This is a genomic window from Rubrivivax rivuli, from assembly GCF_004016505.1.
In the GTDB taxonomy this organism is placed as follows: Bacteria; Pseudomonadota; Gammaproteobacteria; order Burkholderiales; family Burkholderiaceae_C; genus Rubrivivax; species Rubrivivax rivuli.
On the sequence record NZ_SACR01000004.1, the window covers coordinates 418,709 to 436,024 of the forward strand.

The 17,316-nt window shown below is 70.9% G+C and carries 13 protein-coding genes; 8 read left to right on the forward strand and 5 right to left on the reverse strand.

Translation table 11 applies throughout. The features are described 5' to 3' along the window. Positions 1–3 precede the first annotated feature (3 nt). The 7 genes from EOE66_RS14215 to ntrC all read left to right on the forward strand — a co-directional run bounded on the left by EOE66_RS14215 (position 4) and on the right by ntrC (position 7,632). Positions 4–948, forward strand: coding sequence for a sterol desaturase family protein (locus tag EOE66_RS14215; RefSeq protein WP_128229387.1), 945 nt, complete (start codon positions 4–6; stop codon positions 946–948). Between the two features lie 13 nt (positions 949–961). After that, positions 962–1,846, forward strand: a complete 885-nt coding sequence (locus EOE66_RS14220; RefSeq protein ID WP_128229388.1) for an EI24 domain-containing protein — start codon at positions 962–964, stop codon at positions 1,844–1,846. Beyond that, positions 1,843–2,643: a competence/damage-inducible protein A gene (locus EOE66_RS14225; RefSeq protein ID WP_128229389.1), complete on the forward strand. Its 801-nt coding sequence runs from the start codon at positions 1,843–1,845 to the stop codon at positions 2,641–2,643. Before EOE66_RS14220 ends, EOE66_RS14225 begins: the two co-directional genes overlap by 4 nt. A 225-nt stretch (positions 2,644–2,868) precedes the next feature. Continuing rightward, a complete protein-coding gene (glnA, locus tag EOE66_RS14230) occupies positions 2,869–4,284 on the forward strand; it encodes a type I glutamate--ammonia ligase (RefSeq protein ID WP_128229390.1) in 1,416 nt (471 codons plus the stop codon). Positions 4,285–4,416: 132 nt separating this feature from the next. Continuing rightward, positions 4,417–4,935: a hypothetical protein gene (locus tag EOE66_RS14235; protein WP_205702706.1), complete on the forward strand. Its 519-nt coding sequence runs from the start codon at positions 4,417–4,419 to the stop codon at positions 4,933–4,935. Between the two features lie 80 nt (positions 4,936–5,015). Next, the gene (gene glnL / locus EOE66_RS14240) at positions 5,016–6,119 is read left to right on the forward strand and encodes a nitrogen regulation protein NR(II) (RefSeq protein ID WP_128229730.1); all 1,104 of its coding nucleotides are present in this window, start codon (positions 5,016–5,018) and stop codon (positions 6,117–6,119) included. 28 nt (positions 6,120–6,147) lie between these two features. Then, positions 6,148–7,632: a nitrogen regulation protein NR(I) gene (gene ntrC, locus EOE66_RS14245; RefSeq protein ID WP_128229391.1), complete on the forward strand. Its 1,485-nt coding sequence runs from the start codon at positions 6,148–6,150 to the stop codon at positions 7,630–7,632. Between the two features lie 114 nt (positions 7,633–7,746). Here ntrC and xth read toward each other — a convergent pair whose 3' ends face one another. From xth to EOE66_RS14265, 4 genes are all read right to left on the reverse strand, one after another. Continuing rightward, complete coding sequence (xth, locus tag EOE66_RS14250; protein ID WP_128229392.1) at positions 7,747–8,526, reverse strand: exodeoxyribonuclease III; 780 nt, start codon at positions 8,524–8,526, stop codon at positions 7,747–7,749. Positions 8,527–8,577: 51 nt separating this feature from the next. Further along, complete coding sequence (locus EOE66_RS14255) at positions 8,578–9,786, reverse strand: glycerate kinase family protein (protein WP_128229393.1); 1,209 nt, start codon at positions 9,784–9,786, stop codon at positions 8,578–8,580. A gap of 124 nt (positions 9,787–9,910) precedes the next feature. Further along, complete coding sequence (locus EOE66_RS14260; protein WP_164885112.1) at positions 9,911–11,305, reverse strand: SLC13 family permease; 1,395 nt, start codon at positions 11,303–11,305, stop codon at positions 9,911–9,913. Positions 11,306–11,324: 19 nt separating this feature from the next. Then, on the reverse strand, positions 11,325–11,813 hold the full coding sequence (locus EOE66_RS14265; RefSeq protein ID WP_128229395.1) for a hypothetical protein: 489 nt from the start codon (positions 11,811–11,813) through the stop codon (positions 11,325–11,327). A gap of 371 nt (positions 11,814–12,184) precedes the next feature. On the opposite strand from EOE66_RS14265, the gene EOE66_RS14270 reads away from it, so the two are divergent. Continuing rightward, complete coding sequence (locus EOE66_RS14270; RefSeq protein WP_375137485.1) at positions 12,185–14,305, forward strand: SLC26A/SulP transporter family protein; 2,121 nt, start codon at positions 12,185–12,187, stop codon at positions 14,303–14,305. A gap of 42 nt (positions 14,306–14,347) precedes the next feature. Here EOE66_RS14270 and EOE66_RS14275 read toward each other — a convergent pair whose 3' ends face one another. Continuing rightward, entirely contained in the window at positions 14,348–17,119 is a 2,772-nt protein-coding gene (locus EOE66_RS14275) for a PAS-domain containing protein (protein WP_164885113.1), read from the reverse strand. Positions 17,120–17,316 lie beyond the last annotated feature (197 nt).

Below are 17,316 nucleotides of genomic sequence, written 5' to 3' on the forward strand. Positions count from 1 at the left end.
CCGATGGACACCTTGATCGATCTCTTCGGCCGCGCGCAGCAGCAGCTGTTCGAGCACGGGGTGCAGCCGCTGCTGTTCGGCCTGGGCGCCGGCAACCTGCTGGAAGACGGCTTCCAGGCCACAGGCTGGCTGCTGGTGGGGCTGCTGCAGATCGCCGTGATGCTGGTGGTCTTGCGCACGCTGGAGCGCTGGCGCCCGGTGGAGCGGGTGAGCGACCGCGGCGCCGTGCGCACCGACGTCGTCTACACGCTGGTGCACCGGTTGGGCCTGTTCCGCGTGGCCTTGTTCTTCACGCTCGACCCGCTGTGGTCCGAGCTCTTCGGCCGCCTGCGCGTGGCCGGCCTGCCCAGTTTCCAGCTCGACCAGCTCTGGCCCGGGGTCACCGATGGCGCCTGGGTGAGCTTCCTGCTCTACCTGCTGGTCTTCGATTTCGTCGACTACCTGCTGCACCGCGCGCAGCACCGCTACGCCTGGTGGTGGCAACTGCACGCCGTGCACCACAGCCAGCGCCAGATGACGATGTGGAGCGACAACCGCAACCACCTGCTCGACGACGTGCTGCGCGACAGCGTCTTCGTGCTGGTGGCGCTGCTCATCGGCGTGGGGCCGGGGCAGTTTGTGGCACTGGTGGCCTTCACGCAGCTGATCGAGAGCCTCTCGCACGCCAACCTGCGCCTCGCCTTCGGGCCGGTGCTGGGGCGGGTGCTGGTCAGCCCGCGTTTCCACCGTGCGCACCACGCCATCGGCGCCGAGCACGCGGCCACGTCGGCCGGCGGCCACAACTTCGCGGTGCTCTTCCCGGTCTGGGATGTGCTCTTCAGCACCGCGCGTTTCGACCTCGGCCACGAGCCCACGGGCCTGGCCGACCAACTGCAGGGCCGCGACTACGGCCGCGGCTTCTGGGCCCAGCAGTGGCTGGGCCTGCGGCGGCTGGTTGGTCGTGCTTGATCGCTCCCCGTCCATGAACAACTTCTTCGACAGCTTCTGGCGCGCCGTCGCCTACTGCCTGCACCCGCGCGTGGTGCTGTGGTCGCTGCTGCCGCTGCTGCTGGCCGCCGGCGGCGTGGCGCTGCTGGGTTACGCCTACTGGGAAAGTGCCGTCGACGGCGTGCGCCGCGCGATGGAACAGTGGGCGCTGATCACCGCCGCGCTCGACTGGCTGGACAGCATCGGCGCCAACCGCCTGCGCGCCGTGCTGGCGCCGATGGTGGTGGTGGGCCTGTCGGTGCCGGTGGTGGTGGTGTTGACGCTGCTGCTGGTGGCCGTGCTGCTGACGCCGGCCGTGGTGCACACCGTGGCCGTTCGGCGCTTTCCGCTGCTGGAAAAGCGCCAGGGCGCGAGCTGGTGGCAGAGCCTGGCCTGGTCGGCCGGCTGCACGCTGGCGGCGCTGGCCGCGCTGGTCTTGAGCGTGCCGCTGTGGTTCGTGCCGCCGCTGGTGCTGGTGCTGCCGCCGCTGATATGGGGCTGGCTGACCTGCCGTGTCTTCGCCTTCGACGTGCTGGCCGCACACGCCACGCCGGCCGAGCGGCGCTTCATCCTGCGCCACCGCCGCTGGCCGCTGCTGGCCATGGGCCTGGCCTGCGGCGTGTTCGGCGCGCTGCCCACGCTGGTGTGGGCCGGCGGCGCCGCAGCGCTGATGCTGGCGCCGGTGCTGGTGCTGGTCTCGGTGTGGCTCTACACGCTGGTGTTCTCTTTCGCGGCCTGCTGGTTCGCGCACTACGCCCTGGCCGAATTGCAGGTGCTGCGCAGCGCGCAGGCCCACGCCCACGCCGCCGTGGAGCCGCTGCCCAGCGCCGAAGGCGCGGCACCGCTCCCTCTGCCCGCCCCGGAGCCCCCATCCGCATGAATCCCACGTCCATCGGCATCGTCATCATCGGCGACGAGATCCTCTCCGGCAAACGCCAGGACAAGCACCTGGCCAAGTGCATCGAGCTGCTGGCCGCGCGGGGCTTGATGCTGAGCTGGGCGCGGTATGTGGGCGACGACCGCCCTCGCATCACAGAGGCGCTGCAGTTCGCGTTCAACAGCGGTGACCTCGTCTTCAGCTGCGGCGGCATCGGCGCCACGCCCGACGACCACACGCGCCAGTGCGCCGCCGCCGCCCTGGGCGTGGAGCTGGCGCTGCACCCGCAGGCGCGGGATCTCATCCTGGAGCGCATGCGCGATGTCGCGGCTGAACAGGGCCAGCCTTTCGAACCCGAACGCCTTGACAACCTGCACCGGCTGAACATGGGCGTGTTCCCGGTGGGCGCCGAGATCATCCCCAACCCCTACAACAAGATCGCCGGCTTCAGCCTGGGCCACGTGCACTTCCTGCCCGGCTTTCCGGTGATGGCCTGGCCGATGATGGAATGGGTGCTCGACACCCGCTACGCCATGCTGCACGGCGGCGCGCGCACGGTGGAGCGCTCGGTCATCGTCTTCGGCGCGATGGAAGCCACGCTCACGCCGCTGATGGAGGCCATCGAGGCGCGTTTCGCCGGCATCAAGGTCTTCAGCCTGCCCAGCGTCGACCACCCCACCTACGGCCGCCACATCGAGCTGGGCGTGAAGGGCCGCGGCGACCCGGCCGAAGCCTACGCGGCCTTGTGCGAAGGCCTGCGCGCCGCGGGCGCCCAGCTGGGCCCCGAGTTGGTGCGCTGACGGGTTGCTCTGTTTTGGTGCGCAGAGCCTGTGCGATGAGCACCAGAAGCGTGCTCTCAGGGCAGGCTTTCGCACCCTGAGCCCAGGCTCGCCGCCCCATGCACCGCGGTCGGACGCGGGCATGCTTTCTGCTAAATTCATCTGCGCTTTGTTGGGGCTCACAGCCCCGCCATCCCCCGCACCCGCACGCATACCAATCCACGAGCCCCGCTAGGAGAGATCTGAATGGCAAAGACCGTTGCCGACGTGATGAAGATGGTGAAGGACAACGAAATCAAGTTCGTTGACTTCCGCTTCACCGACACCCGCGGCAAGGAGCAGCACGTTTCCGTGCCTGTGTCCGCTTTCAGCGAAGACAAGTTCGAGTCCGGCCACGCCTTCGACGGCTCGTCCATCGCCGGCTGGAAGGGCATCGAGGCATCAGACATGCAGCTGATGCCCGACCCGAACACCGCCAACATCGACCCCTTCTTCGAAGAGCCGACGCTGATCCTGACCTGCGACGTCATCGATCCGGCCGACGGCAAGCCCTACGAGCGCGACCCGCGCAGCCTGGCCAAGCGCGCCGAGGCCTACATGAAGAGCACCGGCCTGGGCGACACCGCCTACTTCGGCCCGGAACCCGAGTTCTTCGTGTTCGACGGCGTGCGCTGGAAGAACGACATGTCGGGCTGCTTCGTGAAGATCGACTCCGAAGAAGCCTCCTGGAACACCGACAAGGAGTTCGAAGGCGGCAACATGGGCCACCGCCCGGCCGTCAAGGGCGGCTACTTCCCGGTGCCCCCGGTCGACAGCTTCCAGGACATGCGCTCGGAGATGTGCCTGATCCTCGAATCGGTCGGCATCCCCGTCGAAGTGCACCACCACGAAGTGGCCAACGCCGGCCAGCTGGAGATCGGCACCAAGTTCAGCACGCTGATCCAGCGCGCCGACTGGGTGCAGCTGCAGAAGTACATCATCCACAACGTGGCCCATGCCTACGGCAAGACGGCCACCTTCATGCCCAAGCCCATCGTCGGCGACAACGGCAGCGGCATGCACGTGCACCAGAGCGTGTGGAAGGACGGCGTGAACCTGTTCGCCGGTGACGGCTACGCCGGCCTGAGCGAATTCGCGCTGTACTACATCGGCGGCATCATCAAGCACGCCCGTGCGCTGAACGCCATCACCAACCCGGGTACGAACTCGTACAAGCGCCTGGTGCCGGGCTTCGAAGCCCCGGTGAAGCTGGCCTACTCGGCCAAGAACCGCTCGGCCTCGATCCGCATCCCCTACGTGGCCAACCCCAAGGGCCGCCGCGTGGAAGCGCGTTTCCCCGATCCCCTGATGAACCCCTACCTGGGCTTCAGCGCGCTGCTGATGGCCGGCCTGGACGGCGTGGAGAACAAGATCCACCCGGGCGAGGCCGCCACCAAGGACCTGTACCACCTGCCTCCGGAAGAAGACGCGAAGATCCCGACCGTCTGCGCCAGCCTCGAGCAAGCGCTGGAGTACCTGGACAAGGGCCGCGGCTTCCTGACCAAGGGTGGCGTGTTCACCGATGCCTACATCGACGCCTACATCGACCTGAAGATGCAGGAAGTGACGCGCTTCCGCATGGCCGCGCACCCGGTCGAGTTCGACATGTACTACTCGCTGTAAGGGCTGGCGGCCCCGGCCGCCGCGCCGTTCGGCACCAGCGGGCCCTGCGGGGCCCGCTTTTTTGTGCCCGCCTGTTTTTGCCGCATTGCTCGTGGTTTGGCCGGGCTTGGGGCTGCGCCACAATCGCGCTCCATGAGCCTGCCTACCTCGCTTGCCCGACGCCTGTGGCCCGCCTGGGTGCTGCTGGTGCCTGCCACCGCGCTGCACGCGCAGGACAAGACGGTCTACCGTTGCCCCGGCCCGCCGGTGCTCTACACCGACGCGATGTCGCCGCAGGAAGCCAAGGACAAGGGCTGCCGTGCCATCGAAGGCACGCCGGTGACGGTGATCCCGGCGCCGCGGCCCCGCGCACCGGCCGCGACCACGGCCTCCAGCCCCGGCGCCCGCCCGGGTGATGCCCGCGTCGACCCCGCCGAGCAGCGCGCGCGCGACAGCGATGCCCGCCGCATCCTCGGCGAAGAGTTGCGCCGCGAAGAGGAACGCCTGGCCACGATGAAGCGCGAGTTCAACAACGGCGAGCCCGAGCGCCGCGGCGACGAACGCAACTTCGCGAAGTACCAGGAGCGTGTGGCCGAGATGCGCGCAGCCATCACGCGCAAGGAAGCCGATGTCGCCGCGCTGAAGCGCGAACTCGCCAAGCTGGGTTCGTGAAGGGCGGCGCGCGCAAGGCACCCGCGCCCGCGGCGCCGCCGGCGGCTGCACCGGTGGCCACGGCCTCCACCACCGCGGCCATGTCTGCCGCCTTCGCGGCCTTTGCCGCCTTCGACCAGCTGGCCACCATGGTGGCGCTGGTCGGCTCCGATGGCCGCTGCCTGCAGGCCAATTCGGCGCTCGAGAACCTGATGGGCATCTCGCGCCGCACGCTGATGCGCAGCAGCCTCGTCGACTGGGTGGCCGACCCCACGCAACTGCGCGAGACCCTGCACCTGGTGGCGCGCAACGAAGTGGCCACCAGCCGCTTCGACGCGCTGCTGCACCGCCAGCCCGCCGGCAGCGCCGAGCTGCCGGTGCATGTGATCGTGAACCAGACGGACTGGCCCGGTTGCGTGCTGGTGGAGCTGATCGTCATCGAGCAGCAGATCCGGCTCGACCGCGAAGAGCGCACGCACGGGCTGGCCCAGGCCAACAAGGAGCTGGTGCGCAACCTCGCGCACGAGATCAAGAACCCGCTGGGCGGCATCCGCGGCGCAGCGCAGCTGCTGGCGATGGAGGTCACCTCGAAGGAGCTGACCGAATACACCCAGGTCATCATCCACGAGGCCGACCGCCTGCAGGCCCTGGTCGACCGCCTGCTGGCCCCGCACCGCCGCCCGCACGTGGTGGCCGATGTCAACATCCACGAGGTCTGCGAGAGGGTGCGCAGCCTGATCCAGGCCGAGTTCCCGCGCGGCCTGGAGGTGGTGCGCGACTACGACGCCAGCATCCCCGAGTTCCGCGGCGACCGCGAGCAGCTCATCCAGGCGGTGCTGAACATCGCGCAGAACGCCACCCAGGCGCTGGCCGGCAGCGCCCCGCCTGACACCGATGCGCCCTTCCATGGCCGCATCGCGCGGGGTGATGCCCAACTGGTGCTGCGCACCCGCGTGGCGCGGCAGGTCACCTTCGGCCGCCAGCGCTTCCGCTTGGCACTGGAATTGCATATCGAGGACAACGGGCCCGGCGTGCCCGAGGACATCCGCGACCGCATCTTCCACCCGCTCGTTTCCGGGCGTGAAGGCGGCTCCGGCCTCGGGCTGACGCTGGCGCAGACCTTCGTGCAGCAACACCAGGGCACGATCGAATGCGACAGCGTGCCGGGCCGCACGGTGTTCAAGATCCTGATTCCTCTGCCTTGAAGGGCGCCTTGCGGCGCAGACCACCCGCATGAAACCCATCTGGGTCGTTGACGACGACCAATCCATCCGATTCGTGCTGGAGAAGGCCCTGGCCCGCGAGCAGTTCGCGGTGCGCACCTTCAGCAACCCGCGCGACGTGGTCAAGGCGCTCGACGACGATGCGCCCCAGGTGCTGGTGAGCGACATCCGCATGCCGGGCGGCAGCGGCATCGACCTGCTCACCACCGTGAAGGCCCGCCACCCCGGGCTGCCGGTCATCATCATGACGGCCTTCAGCGACCTTGACAGCGCCGTCAGCGCCTTCCAGGGCGGGGCCTTCGAGTACCTGCCCAAGCCCTTCGACGTGAACACGGCGGTCGACCTCATCCGCCGTGCCGTCGAGGAGAGCCTGCGCGAAGAGGTGGCCGAGGCCGCGCCGGTGCAGGCGCCGGAGATGCTGGGCCAGGCGCCGGCGATGCAGGACGTCTTCCGCGCCATCGGCCGGCTGAGCCAGAGCAACGTGACGGTGATGATCACCGGCGAAAGCGGCACGGGCAAAGAGCTGGTGGCGCGTGCGCTGCACAAGCACAGCCCGCGCGCGCAGGGGCCTTTCGTCGCCATCAACACGGCGGCGATCCCGAAAGACCTGCTGGAAAGCGAACTCTTCGGCCACGAGCGTGGCGCCTTCACTGGCGCGCAGACCACGCGCCGCGGTCGCTTCGAGCAGGCCGACGGCGGCACGCTCTTCCTCGACGAGATCGGTGACATGCCCTTCGACCTGCAGACGCGTTTGCTGCGCGTGCTCAGCGACGGGCAGTTCTACCGCGTGGGCGGCCACCAGCCGCTGAAGAGCAACGTGCGCGTCATCGCCGCCACGCACCAGAACCTGGAAGACCGCGTGCGCCAGGGCGTGTTCCGCGAGGACCTCTTCCACCGTCTCAACGTCATCCGCCTGCGCCTGCCGGCGCTGCGCGAGCGGCGCGAAGACATCCCCATGCTCACGCGCTTCTTCCTCGGCAAGAGCGCGCGCGAGCTGGGGGTGGAGGCCAAGCGCATCACCGAGGCCTCGCTCGACCGCCTGGCGGCCTTCGATTTCCCGGGCAATGTGCGCCAGCTGGAGAACGTGTGCCACTGGCTCACCGTGATGGCGCCGGCCCAGGTGGTGGAGCCGAAGGACCTGCCGCCCGAACTGAGTGCCACGGCCACCGGCGCCAGCCCGTTGGTGGCGCCCGCGGCCGACAGTGCCGCCGCAATGCCCGCGGTGGCCACGGCCGGCAGCGGTCCGGTGGTGGCAACGGCGCCTGAAGAAGTGCCCATGCCCAGCTGGCTGGGCGACCTGGAGCGCGAGGCGCGCCGCCGGCTGGATGCTGGCGAGACCGAAGTGTGGGACGCGCTGACGCGCCAGTTCGAAGCCCGCCTGATCCACACCGCGCTCGACCTCACGCGCGGCCGCCGCATCGAAGCGGCTCAGCGCCTGGGCATCGGGCGCAACACCATCACGCGCAAGATCCAGGAACTCGGGATAGAGGATTAGCCCCCGGGCTCGCTGGCGCTCGCCACCCCCCGAGGGGGCCGTTCGCCTACGGCCCGGCGAAGCCGGTTCCGTGGCTTGGGCTTGAGGGGCGCCGGCCTGACGGCGGCTTTCAAATCACGCGAGCGTCGCGATGACCGGTGCGTGGTCGCTCGGGCGCTCGTTCTTGCGCGGGGCCTTGTCGATCACGCATGCCTGCACGCGCGGGCGCAGCGGCTCGCTGAGCAGGATGTGGTCGATGCGCAGGCCCTGGTTCTTGCGGAAGGCCAGGTTGCGGTAATCCCACCAGCTCCAGCTCTTCAGCGGCTGCTCGAAGAGGCGGAAAGCGTCCACCAGGCCCAGGGCCAGCAGGCGCTGGAACTGCGCCCGTTCCTGCGGGGTGCAGTGGATCTGGTTCATCCAGCCCACGGGGTCGTAGACATCGCGGTCGTCGGGTGCGACGTTGAAGTCGCCCATCAGCGCCAGCTGCGGGTGCGCGGCCAGTTGCTCTCGCACCCAGTCGTGCAGGGCGTCCTGCCAGCGCATCTTGTAGACGAACTTCTCGCTGTCGGGCGCCTGGCCGTTGGGGAAGTAGCCGCCGATCACGCGCACCGGGCCGAACTCGCCCGTCACGGTGCCGGCGATCACGCGCGCCTGCTCGTCGGCAAAGCCGGGGATGTTCTTCACCACGTCCAGCGCGGCCGCGCCGCGGCTGAGCAGGGCCACGCCGTTGTAGGTCTTCTGGCCGTGGAAGGCGACGTGGTAGCCGGCAGCCTCGATCTCGGCCTGCGGAAACTTGTCGTCGGTGAGCTTGGTTTCCTGCAGCACCAGCGCATCCACCGGGTTGGCTTCCAGCCAGGCCAGCAGTTGGGGCAGGCGCACGGCCAGGGAGTTGACGTTCCAGGTGGCGATCTTCACGCGCCGATTCTAGGGACGCCGCCTGGCCGTGGCCGTCTGCGCCAGCGACCCTCAGCGCGCCAGCGCCAGCCGGCGCGGTGCCCGGCCGAGTTTCATGCCCACCGACACCATGCGCAGCATGTCGGCGGCCGAGCGGCGCAGCAGCTTGCCGGCGTCGGCGATGGCCTGGTCCAGCGTGCAGGGGCGGCTGAGCATGCTGGCGAAGGCATCGATGCCGTGCTTGAGGTTGATCTCGGCCCCGTGGCCGAGGGTGCCCGTCAGCGCAATCACCGGCAGGCCGCGTTTCTTCGCGCGGCTGGCCACCTCGGCCGGCACCTTGCCGAAGGGTGTCTGGTCGTCCAGGCTGCCCTCGGCGGTGATGACGAGGTCGGCCTGGGCGATCAGGCGGTCGAGTTCCAGGTACTGCATGACGATGTCGAAGCGCGGGTGCAGTTGGCCACCCAGCAGTGCCGCGAAGCCGCTGCCCAGCCCGCCCGATGCGCCCGAGCCCGGCTGCGTGCCCCAGGCGCTGCCCGTGGTGCGCTGCAGGCACGCGGCCCAGTTCTCCAGCGCCTGCTCCAGCAGCACCACCTGTTCGGGCGTGGCGCCCTTCTGCGGGCCGAACACGCGCGCCACGCCCCGCGGGCCGAGCAGCACGTTGTGCCAGTTCACTGCCGCATCCAGCTGCACGCGCGCCAGGCGGGGGTCGAGGCCGCTGAGGTCGATGCGGTGCAGGCGCAGCAGTTCGCCACCACCGGCGCCCAGTTCCTGGCCCTGCGCGTCCAGCAGCTTTGCGCCCAGGGCCTGCACCATGCCGGCGCCGCCGTCGTTGATGCCCGAGTCGCCGCAGCCGAGCAGCACGCGCTGGGCGCCAGCGTCCAGCGCCGCACGGATGAGCTGGCCCACGCCGTAGCTGGTGGTGCGCATGGGGTTGCGCTGGTCGCGCGGCACCAGGCGCAGGCCTGCGGCGGCGGCCATCTCCACCACCGCCGTGCGCGGGCTGCGGCCGCCCAGCAGGCCGAAGAAGGCCTGCACGGGCTGGCCCACCGGGCCCGTCACGGCCACCGGGCAGACGCGGCCGCCGGTGGCGTTCACCAGCGCCTGCGTGAAGCCCTCGCCGCCATCGGCCATGGGCAGCTTGATGACGCGCGCGCCGGGCATGGTGTCGGTCACGCCCTCGGCGATGCGGTCGGCGGCTTCCTCGGCGCTGAGGCTCTCCTTGAAGCCCGAGGGGGCGATCAGCACAGTCAACGCGGCAGCGTGCGGGGCAGGGGTCTTCATCGGTTTCTCCTGGGGGCTGCGGCCATGTGGCCGTTGCGTCACAGAGCCGTTGAGCGCCCGGGGAATACGCGTGTCTCGAAGCGCCTCGCCATTCAGTTGCAACCGCGGTTACAGATGCCGGCCTTCAAGCCAGGCCCTGCCGCGGCCACACCACCACGGCGAACAGCACCAGCAGCAGCCACAGCCCCGGCATCAGCGCCAGGCTCAGCCGGGCCAGTTCACGCGGGCCGTAGTGCTGGCGGTCTTCACCCGCGAACATGGCCACGGGTTTGGCGCTCACCATCAGGGTCTGGCAGAAGCCGCTGCCCACGGCCAGCATGAACACGAGCAAGCCCGGCGAGTAGCCGGCTGCCGCAAAGGGCAAGGCCACCGCCGGTATCAGCACCGTGGCGCGTGCCGTGCGCGAGGTGACCACCAGGTGCGCCAGCAGCGCCAGCGCTGCCGCAATGCCGACCCCGGCCACCGGGTGCAGGCCGGCCAGCGGCACCGCCGCCACCAGCGCTTGAGCCAGCGCCTGCGCCGCCCCGCTCTCCACCAGCGCTTCGCCCATGATGAGCGTGGCGGCCATGAAGAGGACGAGGTTCCACTCGACCTTCTTCAGCGCCGCTTTCAGGTCGCAGCCGGTGAGCGGCTTCACGGTGGCCAGCAAGGCGCCGCACAAGGCCACCATGGGCGCGGGCACGCCGTGCCAGCCCGCCGTGGCCCAGGCCAGCAGCGTGGCGCCGGTGACGGCCACGATGGCGCGCTGCGCGCTGCTGAGCGGGCCGGTCTCGGGTGACGGCAGCGATATGGGCTGCGAGCGCTCCTCGCGCCGAAGCTTGAGCGCGATGATGAGTTCGCAGGCCAGCAGGCTCGACAGCAGCCCGAACGGGCCGGCGAGCCACAACCAGCCCAGGAAGCCCGGCACCGGGGCGCCCAGGCGTTGCATGAAGTCCAGCGCCACCAGGTGCGCACCGGCGCCCAGCAGCGAGATGCAGGCCGACAACAGGATCACGCTGGGAAACAAGAGCGCCAGCGCTTGCACCAGGCGCGGCTGCGGCCCGGAGGTCGACAACGCCTGCACCAGCACCACGAACACCGGCAGCAGCAGCGCCGCGCGGCCCGAGGTGGAAGGCAGCACCAGCGCGGTGGCGGTGATGAACCAGGTCAGCCGGCGCAGCAGCGCGGCGGGCGTGGCGGCACCGGCCACCACGGCGAGCGCCCAGCGCTGTGCCACGCCGCTGGCCTGCAGCACGGCAGCCAGGATGAAGGCGCCGATCAGCAGCCAGATGAAGTCATCGCCCAGGCCGGCGTAGAAACTCTGCACCGAGGTGGCACCTGCGGCCAGCAAGGCCAGGGCACCGGCCAGGGCCACGGGTGTCTCATCGAGGTCGAGCACCGTCCAAGCGAGGATGGCCGCTGCGAACACGAGCAAGGCCCAGCGGGCGGCCGGCGGCACCGAGGGCAGGCCCCAGAAGACACCGGCCGCCGCTGCGGCCCACAGGGCCGAGGCGGCCAGCCAGCGAACAAAGGAAGGCATGGGGCAGGGTCGTTGCGCCTCAACGCCAGCCCAGCACTTCGTGCCCGCGCGCTTCGAGGCAGTTCTCGACATAGCGCTGGTAGACCTTGTCGCCTTCGTTCCATTCCAGCAGCAGCTTGGTGGCCATGCCGGCGGCTCCCCCGGCGGCGGCGCCGCGGGCGCGTTCCCAGGCGTTCTTGCTGTTGCTCACCACCGAGCCTGCGGCGGTGGCGACGAAGGCGATGGCGCCGGTGGAGCCGACCTTCTGGGCCACCTTCTGTGTGCCCGCCTTGTCCGGCGTGCCCTGGGGGCCCTTCATGACGTTGCGGCCCACGCGCAGGTCGGCCAGGCTGCTGCACTCGCCCAGGTCCTGGCGCGTGCGTTCGTTGAGTTCGACGGAGCCGGTCTTCTTGGAGTAGATGACCGGCTGCGTGGAGGCGCAGGCCGTCAGGCCCAGGGCCAGCACGAGGAGGGCGGCCGTGCCGGCACGGCGGGGCAGCACAGCGGCGTTGGGGGCGGAGGTAGGCATCGACGTGGTCCTTTGCGGGTTGGCGGGAAGCGAGGGCCGCTCCGGGCCCCCGCGCCCACAGAGCAGCGCGGTGGCGCGCCGATACATCGGCGGGCGATACCGCCAGTGCACGAACTCCTGCCCCTGCAGGACCAGGACGCCGTGCCCTGGGGAAGCGGCGGACCTTGGCGAGCCGCTGGCAAGCACCGGGGTCGCCGGCCCCCTGCAGGCCCTAGCATGCGGCGTGTTGCTCACTGCCCGCCCACGCCTTGTTGATGTCCGCGTCGAATCCTGAGGGCCCAGCCGTCGGCCTTGCGCTGGCCTGGAGCGAAACGCGCTCGGCCCTGGCGGGCCTGCTGCTCAGCCTGGGGCCGGCGCTGACCTTGGGCCTGATGGCCTTCGCCGCGCTGGGCGGCGGCGCCGCAGCGCTGGGCATGCCCGCCGCGCTGCTGGCCAGCGCGGTGGGCGGGGCGATCTTCGCGCTGGTCTCGCGCGGGCCCGTGCCGGCGGCCGGGCCTTCGGCCACGCCCGTGCTGGTGGTGGGCGGCCTCGTCGCCCGCGTGGCCGCCGACCCGGGCTTCGATCTCGCGCAGCCGGGCGCAGTTCAGGTGCTGCTGGCCCTGGTGGCCACGGCCGTGGTCACCATGGGCGTGCTGCAGGTGGCGCTGGGGCTCTCCGGCCTGCTGCGGTTTGCCAAGTTCGTGCCCCAGCCGGTGCTGGCCGGCTTCATGAACGGCGTGGCCCTGCTGGCCTTCCTGGCGCTGGTGCCGCTGCTGCTGGGTTGGCCCGCCGATGCCCTGCATGCCCAAGGCTGGCGCGACCTGCCGGCCGTGCAGCCGGCCACGCTGGCGGTGGGCCTGTGCACAGTGGCCGTGATCCTGGGGCTGCCGCGCGTGGCGCCCCGGCTGCCGGCCACCGCCACCGGCATCGCCGTCGGCTGCGCGCTGTTTGCGCTGGTGCACCTGCAGTGGCCGCAGTGGCCGCTGGGCCCGATGGCGGGCGCGCTGCCGCCGGCCTGGCCGCGCTGGGACGTGCTGGCCCCGTACGCCGCCGGCACGCCCGATGCGCTGCTGCTGCGGCACGCCGCTGCCGCGCTGACGGCCGGCCTCGTGATGGCGCTGGTGGGCACCCTGGAACTGGTGCTCAACAGCCTGGCCATGGACCAGACCTGCCACACGCGCACGCCGCCGCGGCGCGAGGCGCTGGCCCTGGGGCTCGCGAACATCGGCTCGGGGCTGCTGGGCGGGCTGCCGTTGATGTTCCTGCGGCCGCGCGCGCTGCGCATGCGCAGCGCCGGTGGGCGCACGCGCGCTTGCGTGCTGCTGTGCTGCGCGGGCTTTGCGCTGCTGGGACTGTTCGCCACGCCGCTGCTGGCGCTGCTGCCGATGGTGGTGCTGGGCGCCGTGATGGCCATCAATGCCGGCCTGATGGCCGACCTGTGGTCGCTGGGTCTGGCACAGCAGTGGCGCCGCGGCCTGCGCACGGTGGATGTGCAACTGGCACTGCTGGTGGTGGTGCTGGTGTGCGCCGTGACCGTGGTGCTCGGCTTCCCGGCCGGGGTGGCCGCCGGGGCGCTGCTTTCGCTGCTGCTCTTCGTGCGGACCATGAACCGATCGCTCGTGCGCACGCAACGCACGGCCGAGGCCACGCCATCGCGGCGCACCTACCTGGCCGACGACGAAGCGCGACTGCAGTCGCTGCGTGCGCGCATCACCGTGCTGGAACTGGAGGGCGCGCTCTTCTTCGGCAGTGCCGACCGCGTGGCCGAGCAGGCCGAGGCCCTGGACGCGAGCTGCCACACGCTCGTGCTCGATCTGCGCCGCATCAGCCTCATCGACACCTCGGGGGCGGTGGTGCTGTCGCAACTGGCGCGGCGCCTGGCCGACCGCGGCATCGCGCTGCGCCTGGCTGGCGTCGGGCCTGGCACGCGGCACGGCGAGATGCTGCTGCCCTTCGTCGGCGAAGCCTTCATCGCCGCCCACGGCGCACCCGACACCGACCACGCCATCGAGGCCGCCGAGCTGCAGTTGCTGCGGGACGCTGGCGTGGTGCCGCTGAGCCAGACCGTGCCGCTCGTGGAGTCGGCCCTGATGGCGGGCCTGGACGCGGCGCAGCGCGCCCGCCTGGCCGCCTGCTTCGAGCGCGTGACACTGCAGCACGGCGAGCGCCTGTTCAGCCATGGCGACCCAGGCGACCGGTTCTACGTCATCACCGCCGGGTCCGTCGACGTGCTGGGGGCCGCACCCCCGGGCGCGGGCGGGCCGAGGCAGCGATTCGTGAGCCTGTCGCCGGGCATGATGCTGGGCGAGACGGCCATGCTCGACGGCCAGGGACGCAGCGGCGATGCCGTCGCGCACGGTGCCACCGAGGTGTTCATGCTCGACGGCCCGGTGCTGCGCCGCCTGCAGCAGGAAGACCCGCCGCTGGCCGCCTGCCTGTACCGCAACATCGCGGTGCACCTGTCGCAGCGGCTGCGCGCTGCTTCGCGGGCCTGGGCGGCCAGCGCGGCCTGAACGGCCTGAGCGGCCTGAGAGGCCTGCCCGGGCCGCTTTTCGTCAGCCTGCGAGCAGGCGGTCCACCACCGAGAGCAGCCGCGCCAGGTCGAGCGGCTTGGTCACGTAGTCGGCAAAGCCCGCAGCCTCGGCGGCCTGCAGATCGCTCTGCATCGCGTTGGCGCTGACGGCCACCACCGGCACATCGTGCGTGGCGGGCTGGGCGCGCAGGCGGCGCAGCACCTCGTAGCCGTCGATGCCGGGCAGCTGGATGTCCAGCAGCACCAGGTCGGGCCGCGCCTGCAGCGCCATCACGAGCCCGGTCTCGGGCAGCCCGGCCACCAGCAGGCGCAGGCCCGGGCGCATCGAGAGCATGCCTTGCATCAGCAACTGGTTGACGACGTTGTCCTCGATGTAGAGCACGGTCTTGGCCGCTGCCGAGGTGTCCGGGGTGGTCGCCGCCGCTGGGGGGCCGCCCGGGGCCGGTGCCAGAGGCTGGGGCCGGCTGTCGACGCCGCCGGCCGCCTCGGCTTCAGTCTCGGCCAGCTTCAGGCGCACCCAGAAGCGGCTGCCTTCGCCGCGGCGGCTGCTGACGCCGATCTCGCCGCGCATCAGGTCCACCAGCCACTTGCTCAAGGCCAGACCGATGCCGGCACCTTCCACGGGCGAGTGGGCCGCGTCCAGCCGCTCGAAGGGCTGGAAGAGCCGCTCCTGCTGGCCGGGCCCGATGCCGGGGCCGTTGTCCTCGACATCGACGCGCAGCGTGCCGGTGGCCGGTTCGGCGCACCAGGCCAGCCGCACCTGGCCGCCCGGGCGGTTGTACTTGATGGCGTTGGAGAGCAGGTTCAGCAGCACCTGCTTGAGCCGCGTCGGGTCGGCGCGCACCTGCGGGCCTGGCGATGCAGCGGCCCGGTGTGGCCGCTGGTCGAGCAGCCGCACCCGCCGCTCGTCGGCCATGGGCTGCACCAGGCGCAGGCAGTCGCCCACCACCTCGTCCAGCGGCACCGCGCTGAGCTGGAGCTGCAGCGCGCCGGCCTCGATGCGGGCGATGTCCAGGACGTCGTTGATCAGGCTCAGCAGGTGGCGGCCGCCGCGCATGAGTTCTTCCACACGGCTGCGCTGCAAGGGCAGCAGCGGGTGGTCGCTGTCGTTTTCCAGCAGCTGGGCGAAGCCGAGCACCGCGTTCAACGGGGTGCGCAGCTCGTGCGACATGCGAGAGAGGAACTCCGATTTCGCCCGGTTCGCCCGTTCGGCTTCTTCCTTGGCGGCGCGCAGCGCCACCTCGGAGGCCTTGCGCTCGGTGATGTCCCAGCCGTAGACGATGTAGCCCTCGAAGCTGCCGTCCTCGCCCACGCGCGGGATGCCGTTGTCGACGATCCAGACCAGGCTGCCGTCGTGCCGCCGCAGCCGGTACTCCACCGAGTAGGGGCGGCGCTCGCCCACCGCCTCGCGGTAGGCCGCGCGGCAGCGTTCCAGGTCGTCGGCGTGGATGCGCTCGGGCCAGGGGCAGGCCAGCTCCTGTTCCATCGTGCGGCCGGTCTGCTCCAGCCAGCGCTGGTTGAACCAGGTGGCCTTGCCCTCGGCGGCCGAGAGCCAGATGAGGGCTGGCGCCGCGTCGGCCATGCTGCGGAAGCGGGTCTCGCTTTCCTGCAAGGCGTGCCGCGCCTGGGCCTCGGCGGTGATGTCGGTGTAGGTGCGCACCACGCTGCCGTCTTCGCTGGTGTGGGTGTGCACCTCCAGCAGCAGCCCGTCGCGCCGCCGGCGCTGGTACACCGCGGGGCGGCCGCGCAGACCGCTGCCGGGGCCGGGATCGACCATGCCGTGCTCGGTCTGGTAGCGCAGCAGGTCGTCGAAGGTGCGCACGTGGTGCATCAGCTCTTCGGGCAGTTCCAGAAGCTCGATCGTGCGGCGGTTCCAGGCGTTGATGTGCCCCTGGCTGTCGATGCTGAGAACGCCCTGGTCCAGGCTGTTCAGCGTGTCGGCCAGCACCTGCGACTGCCGCGCCAGCGCTTCGCTCGCTTCGCGCAGGCGCTGCTCGGCGCGTTTGAAGGGGCTGATGTCGCTGATCAGCCCCACCGCACCGATCTTGCGCTGCTGGGCGTCGAAGATGGGCGTGGCGTTGTTGAAGCAGTGCAGGAAACTGCCATCGGCGCGGCGCAGCGTGATCTCGTAGCCGCCGGGCAGGCCGGCATCGCGCTGACGCATGCCCTGGCGGAAGACCTCGGCGTTGGCCTCGTCGACGAACTCGAAGATGCTGCGGCCGATCAGCGCTGTGTGCGGCACGCCCAGGATGCGGCCGATGGCCGGGTTGGCGTCGACCGTGCGGCCTTCGTTGTCGATGTGCCAGTAGCCCTGCTCGGTGCGCTGCAGCAGCAAGGCCAGCATGCGCTGGCGCTCGGCCAGCGCGGCCTCGGCGCCCACGCGGTCGGTGATGTCGGCATAGAGCATCACGAAGCCGCCGCCGGGCGTGGGCGTGCGGCGCAGCTCCAGCGTGCGCCCGTTGGGGCGAAGGCGTTGCACCAGCGAGGGCGGGCCGTCGCGCAGCGCCAGGTAGCGCCGCTGCACTTCGGCCTGCAGCGCGGCCTCGTCGGGCAGCGGGCCGAACTCACCCTGTTGCGCCATCAGCCGCAGCAGGGCCTCCAGGGGCTGCCCGACGCGGGCGGCTTCGGCTGGCAGACCCGTGGCTTCCAGGAAACGGCGGTTCCACGCCACCAGCCGCATCTGGCTGTCGAAGACGCTGATGCCTTCGCCGGCGTGTTCAAAGACCAGCTGGAGCAGCCCGCTGGGGCTGTCGGTTGCGGGCGGGCCAGCAGCTGGCGGGGCGTCCTGGGGCATGGCCGATTCTGAACCCGGCATGGCCCTTCTTGGCAACCGGGGCCTGTGCCGATCCGTGTTTTGGCGTGCACTGGCCCAGGGGGGGCGCATGGCCGGGCCCCAAACGTGCTTGTTGCATTGACACGGATTTCAGACCGCCCTTCAGCGGCCGATAGACACCGAATGCCCGCAGCGCCCCCGACCTTGCCCGCAGCACC

Coding starts and splice junctions, on each gene's coding strand:
- EOE66_RS14215 (WP_128229387.1), top strand. CDS start 4: ATGGACACCTTGATCGATCTCTTCGGCCGCGCGCAGCAGCAGCTGTTC.
- EOE66_RS14220 (WP_128229388.1), top strand. CDS start 962: ATGAACAACTTCTTCGACAGCTTCTGGCGCGCCGTCGCCTACTGCCTG.
- EOE66_RS14225 (WP_128229389.1), top strand. CDS start 1,843: ATGAATCCCACGTCCATCGGCATCGTCATCATCGGCGACGAGATCCTC.
- glnA (WP_128229390.1), top strand. CDS start 2,869: ATGGCAAAGACCGTTGCCGACGTGATGAAGATGGTGAAGGACAACGAA.
- EOE66_RS14235 (WP_205702706.1), top strand. CDS start 4,417: ATGAGCCTGCCTACCTCGCTTGCCCGACGCCTGTGGCCCGCCTGGGTG.
- glnL (WP_128229730.1), top strand. CDS start 5,016: ATGTCTGCCGCCTTCGCGGCCTTTGCCGCCTTCGACCAGCTGGCCACC.
- ntrC (WP_128229391.1), top strand. CDS start 6,148: ATGAAACCCATCTGGGTCGTTGACGACGACCAATCCATCCGATTCGTG.
- EOE66_RS14255 (WP_128229393.1), bottom strand. CDS start 9,786: ATGAAGACCCCTGCCCCGCACGCTGCCGCGTTGACTGTGCTGATCGCC.
- EOE66_RS14260 (WP_164885112.1), bottom strand. CDS start 11,305: ATGCCTTCCTTTGTTCGCTGGCTGGCCGCCTCGGCCCTGTGGGCCGCA.
- EOE66_RS14265 (WP_128229395.1), bottom strand. CDS start 11,813: ATGCCTACCTCCGCCCCCAACGCCGCTGTGCTGCCCCGCCGTGCCGGC.
- EOE66_RS14270 (WP_375137485.1), top strand. CDS start 12,185: ATGGCCTTCGCCGCGCTGGGCGGCGGCGCCGCAGCGCTGGGCATGCCC.
- EOE66_RS14275 (WP_164885113.1), bottom strand. CDS start 17,119: ATGCCCCAGGACGCCCCGCCAGCTGCTGGCCCGCCCGCAACCGACAGC.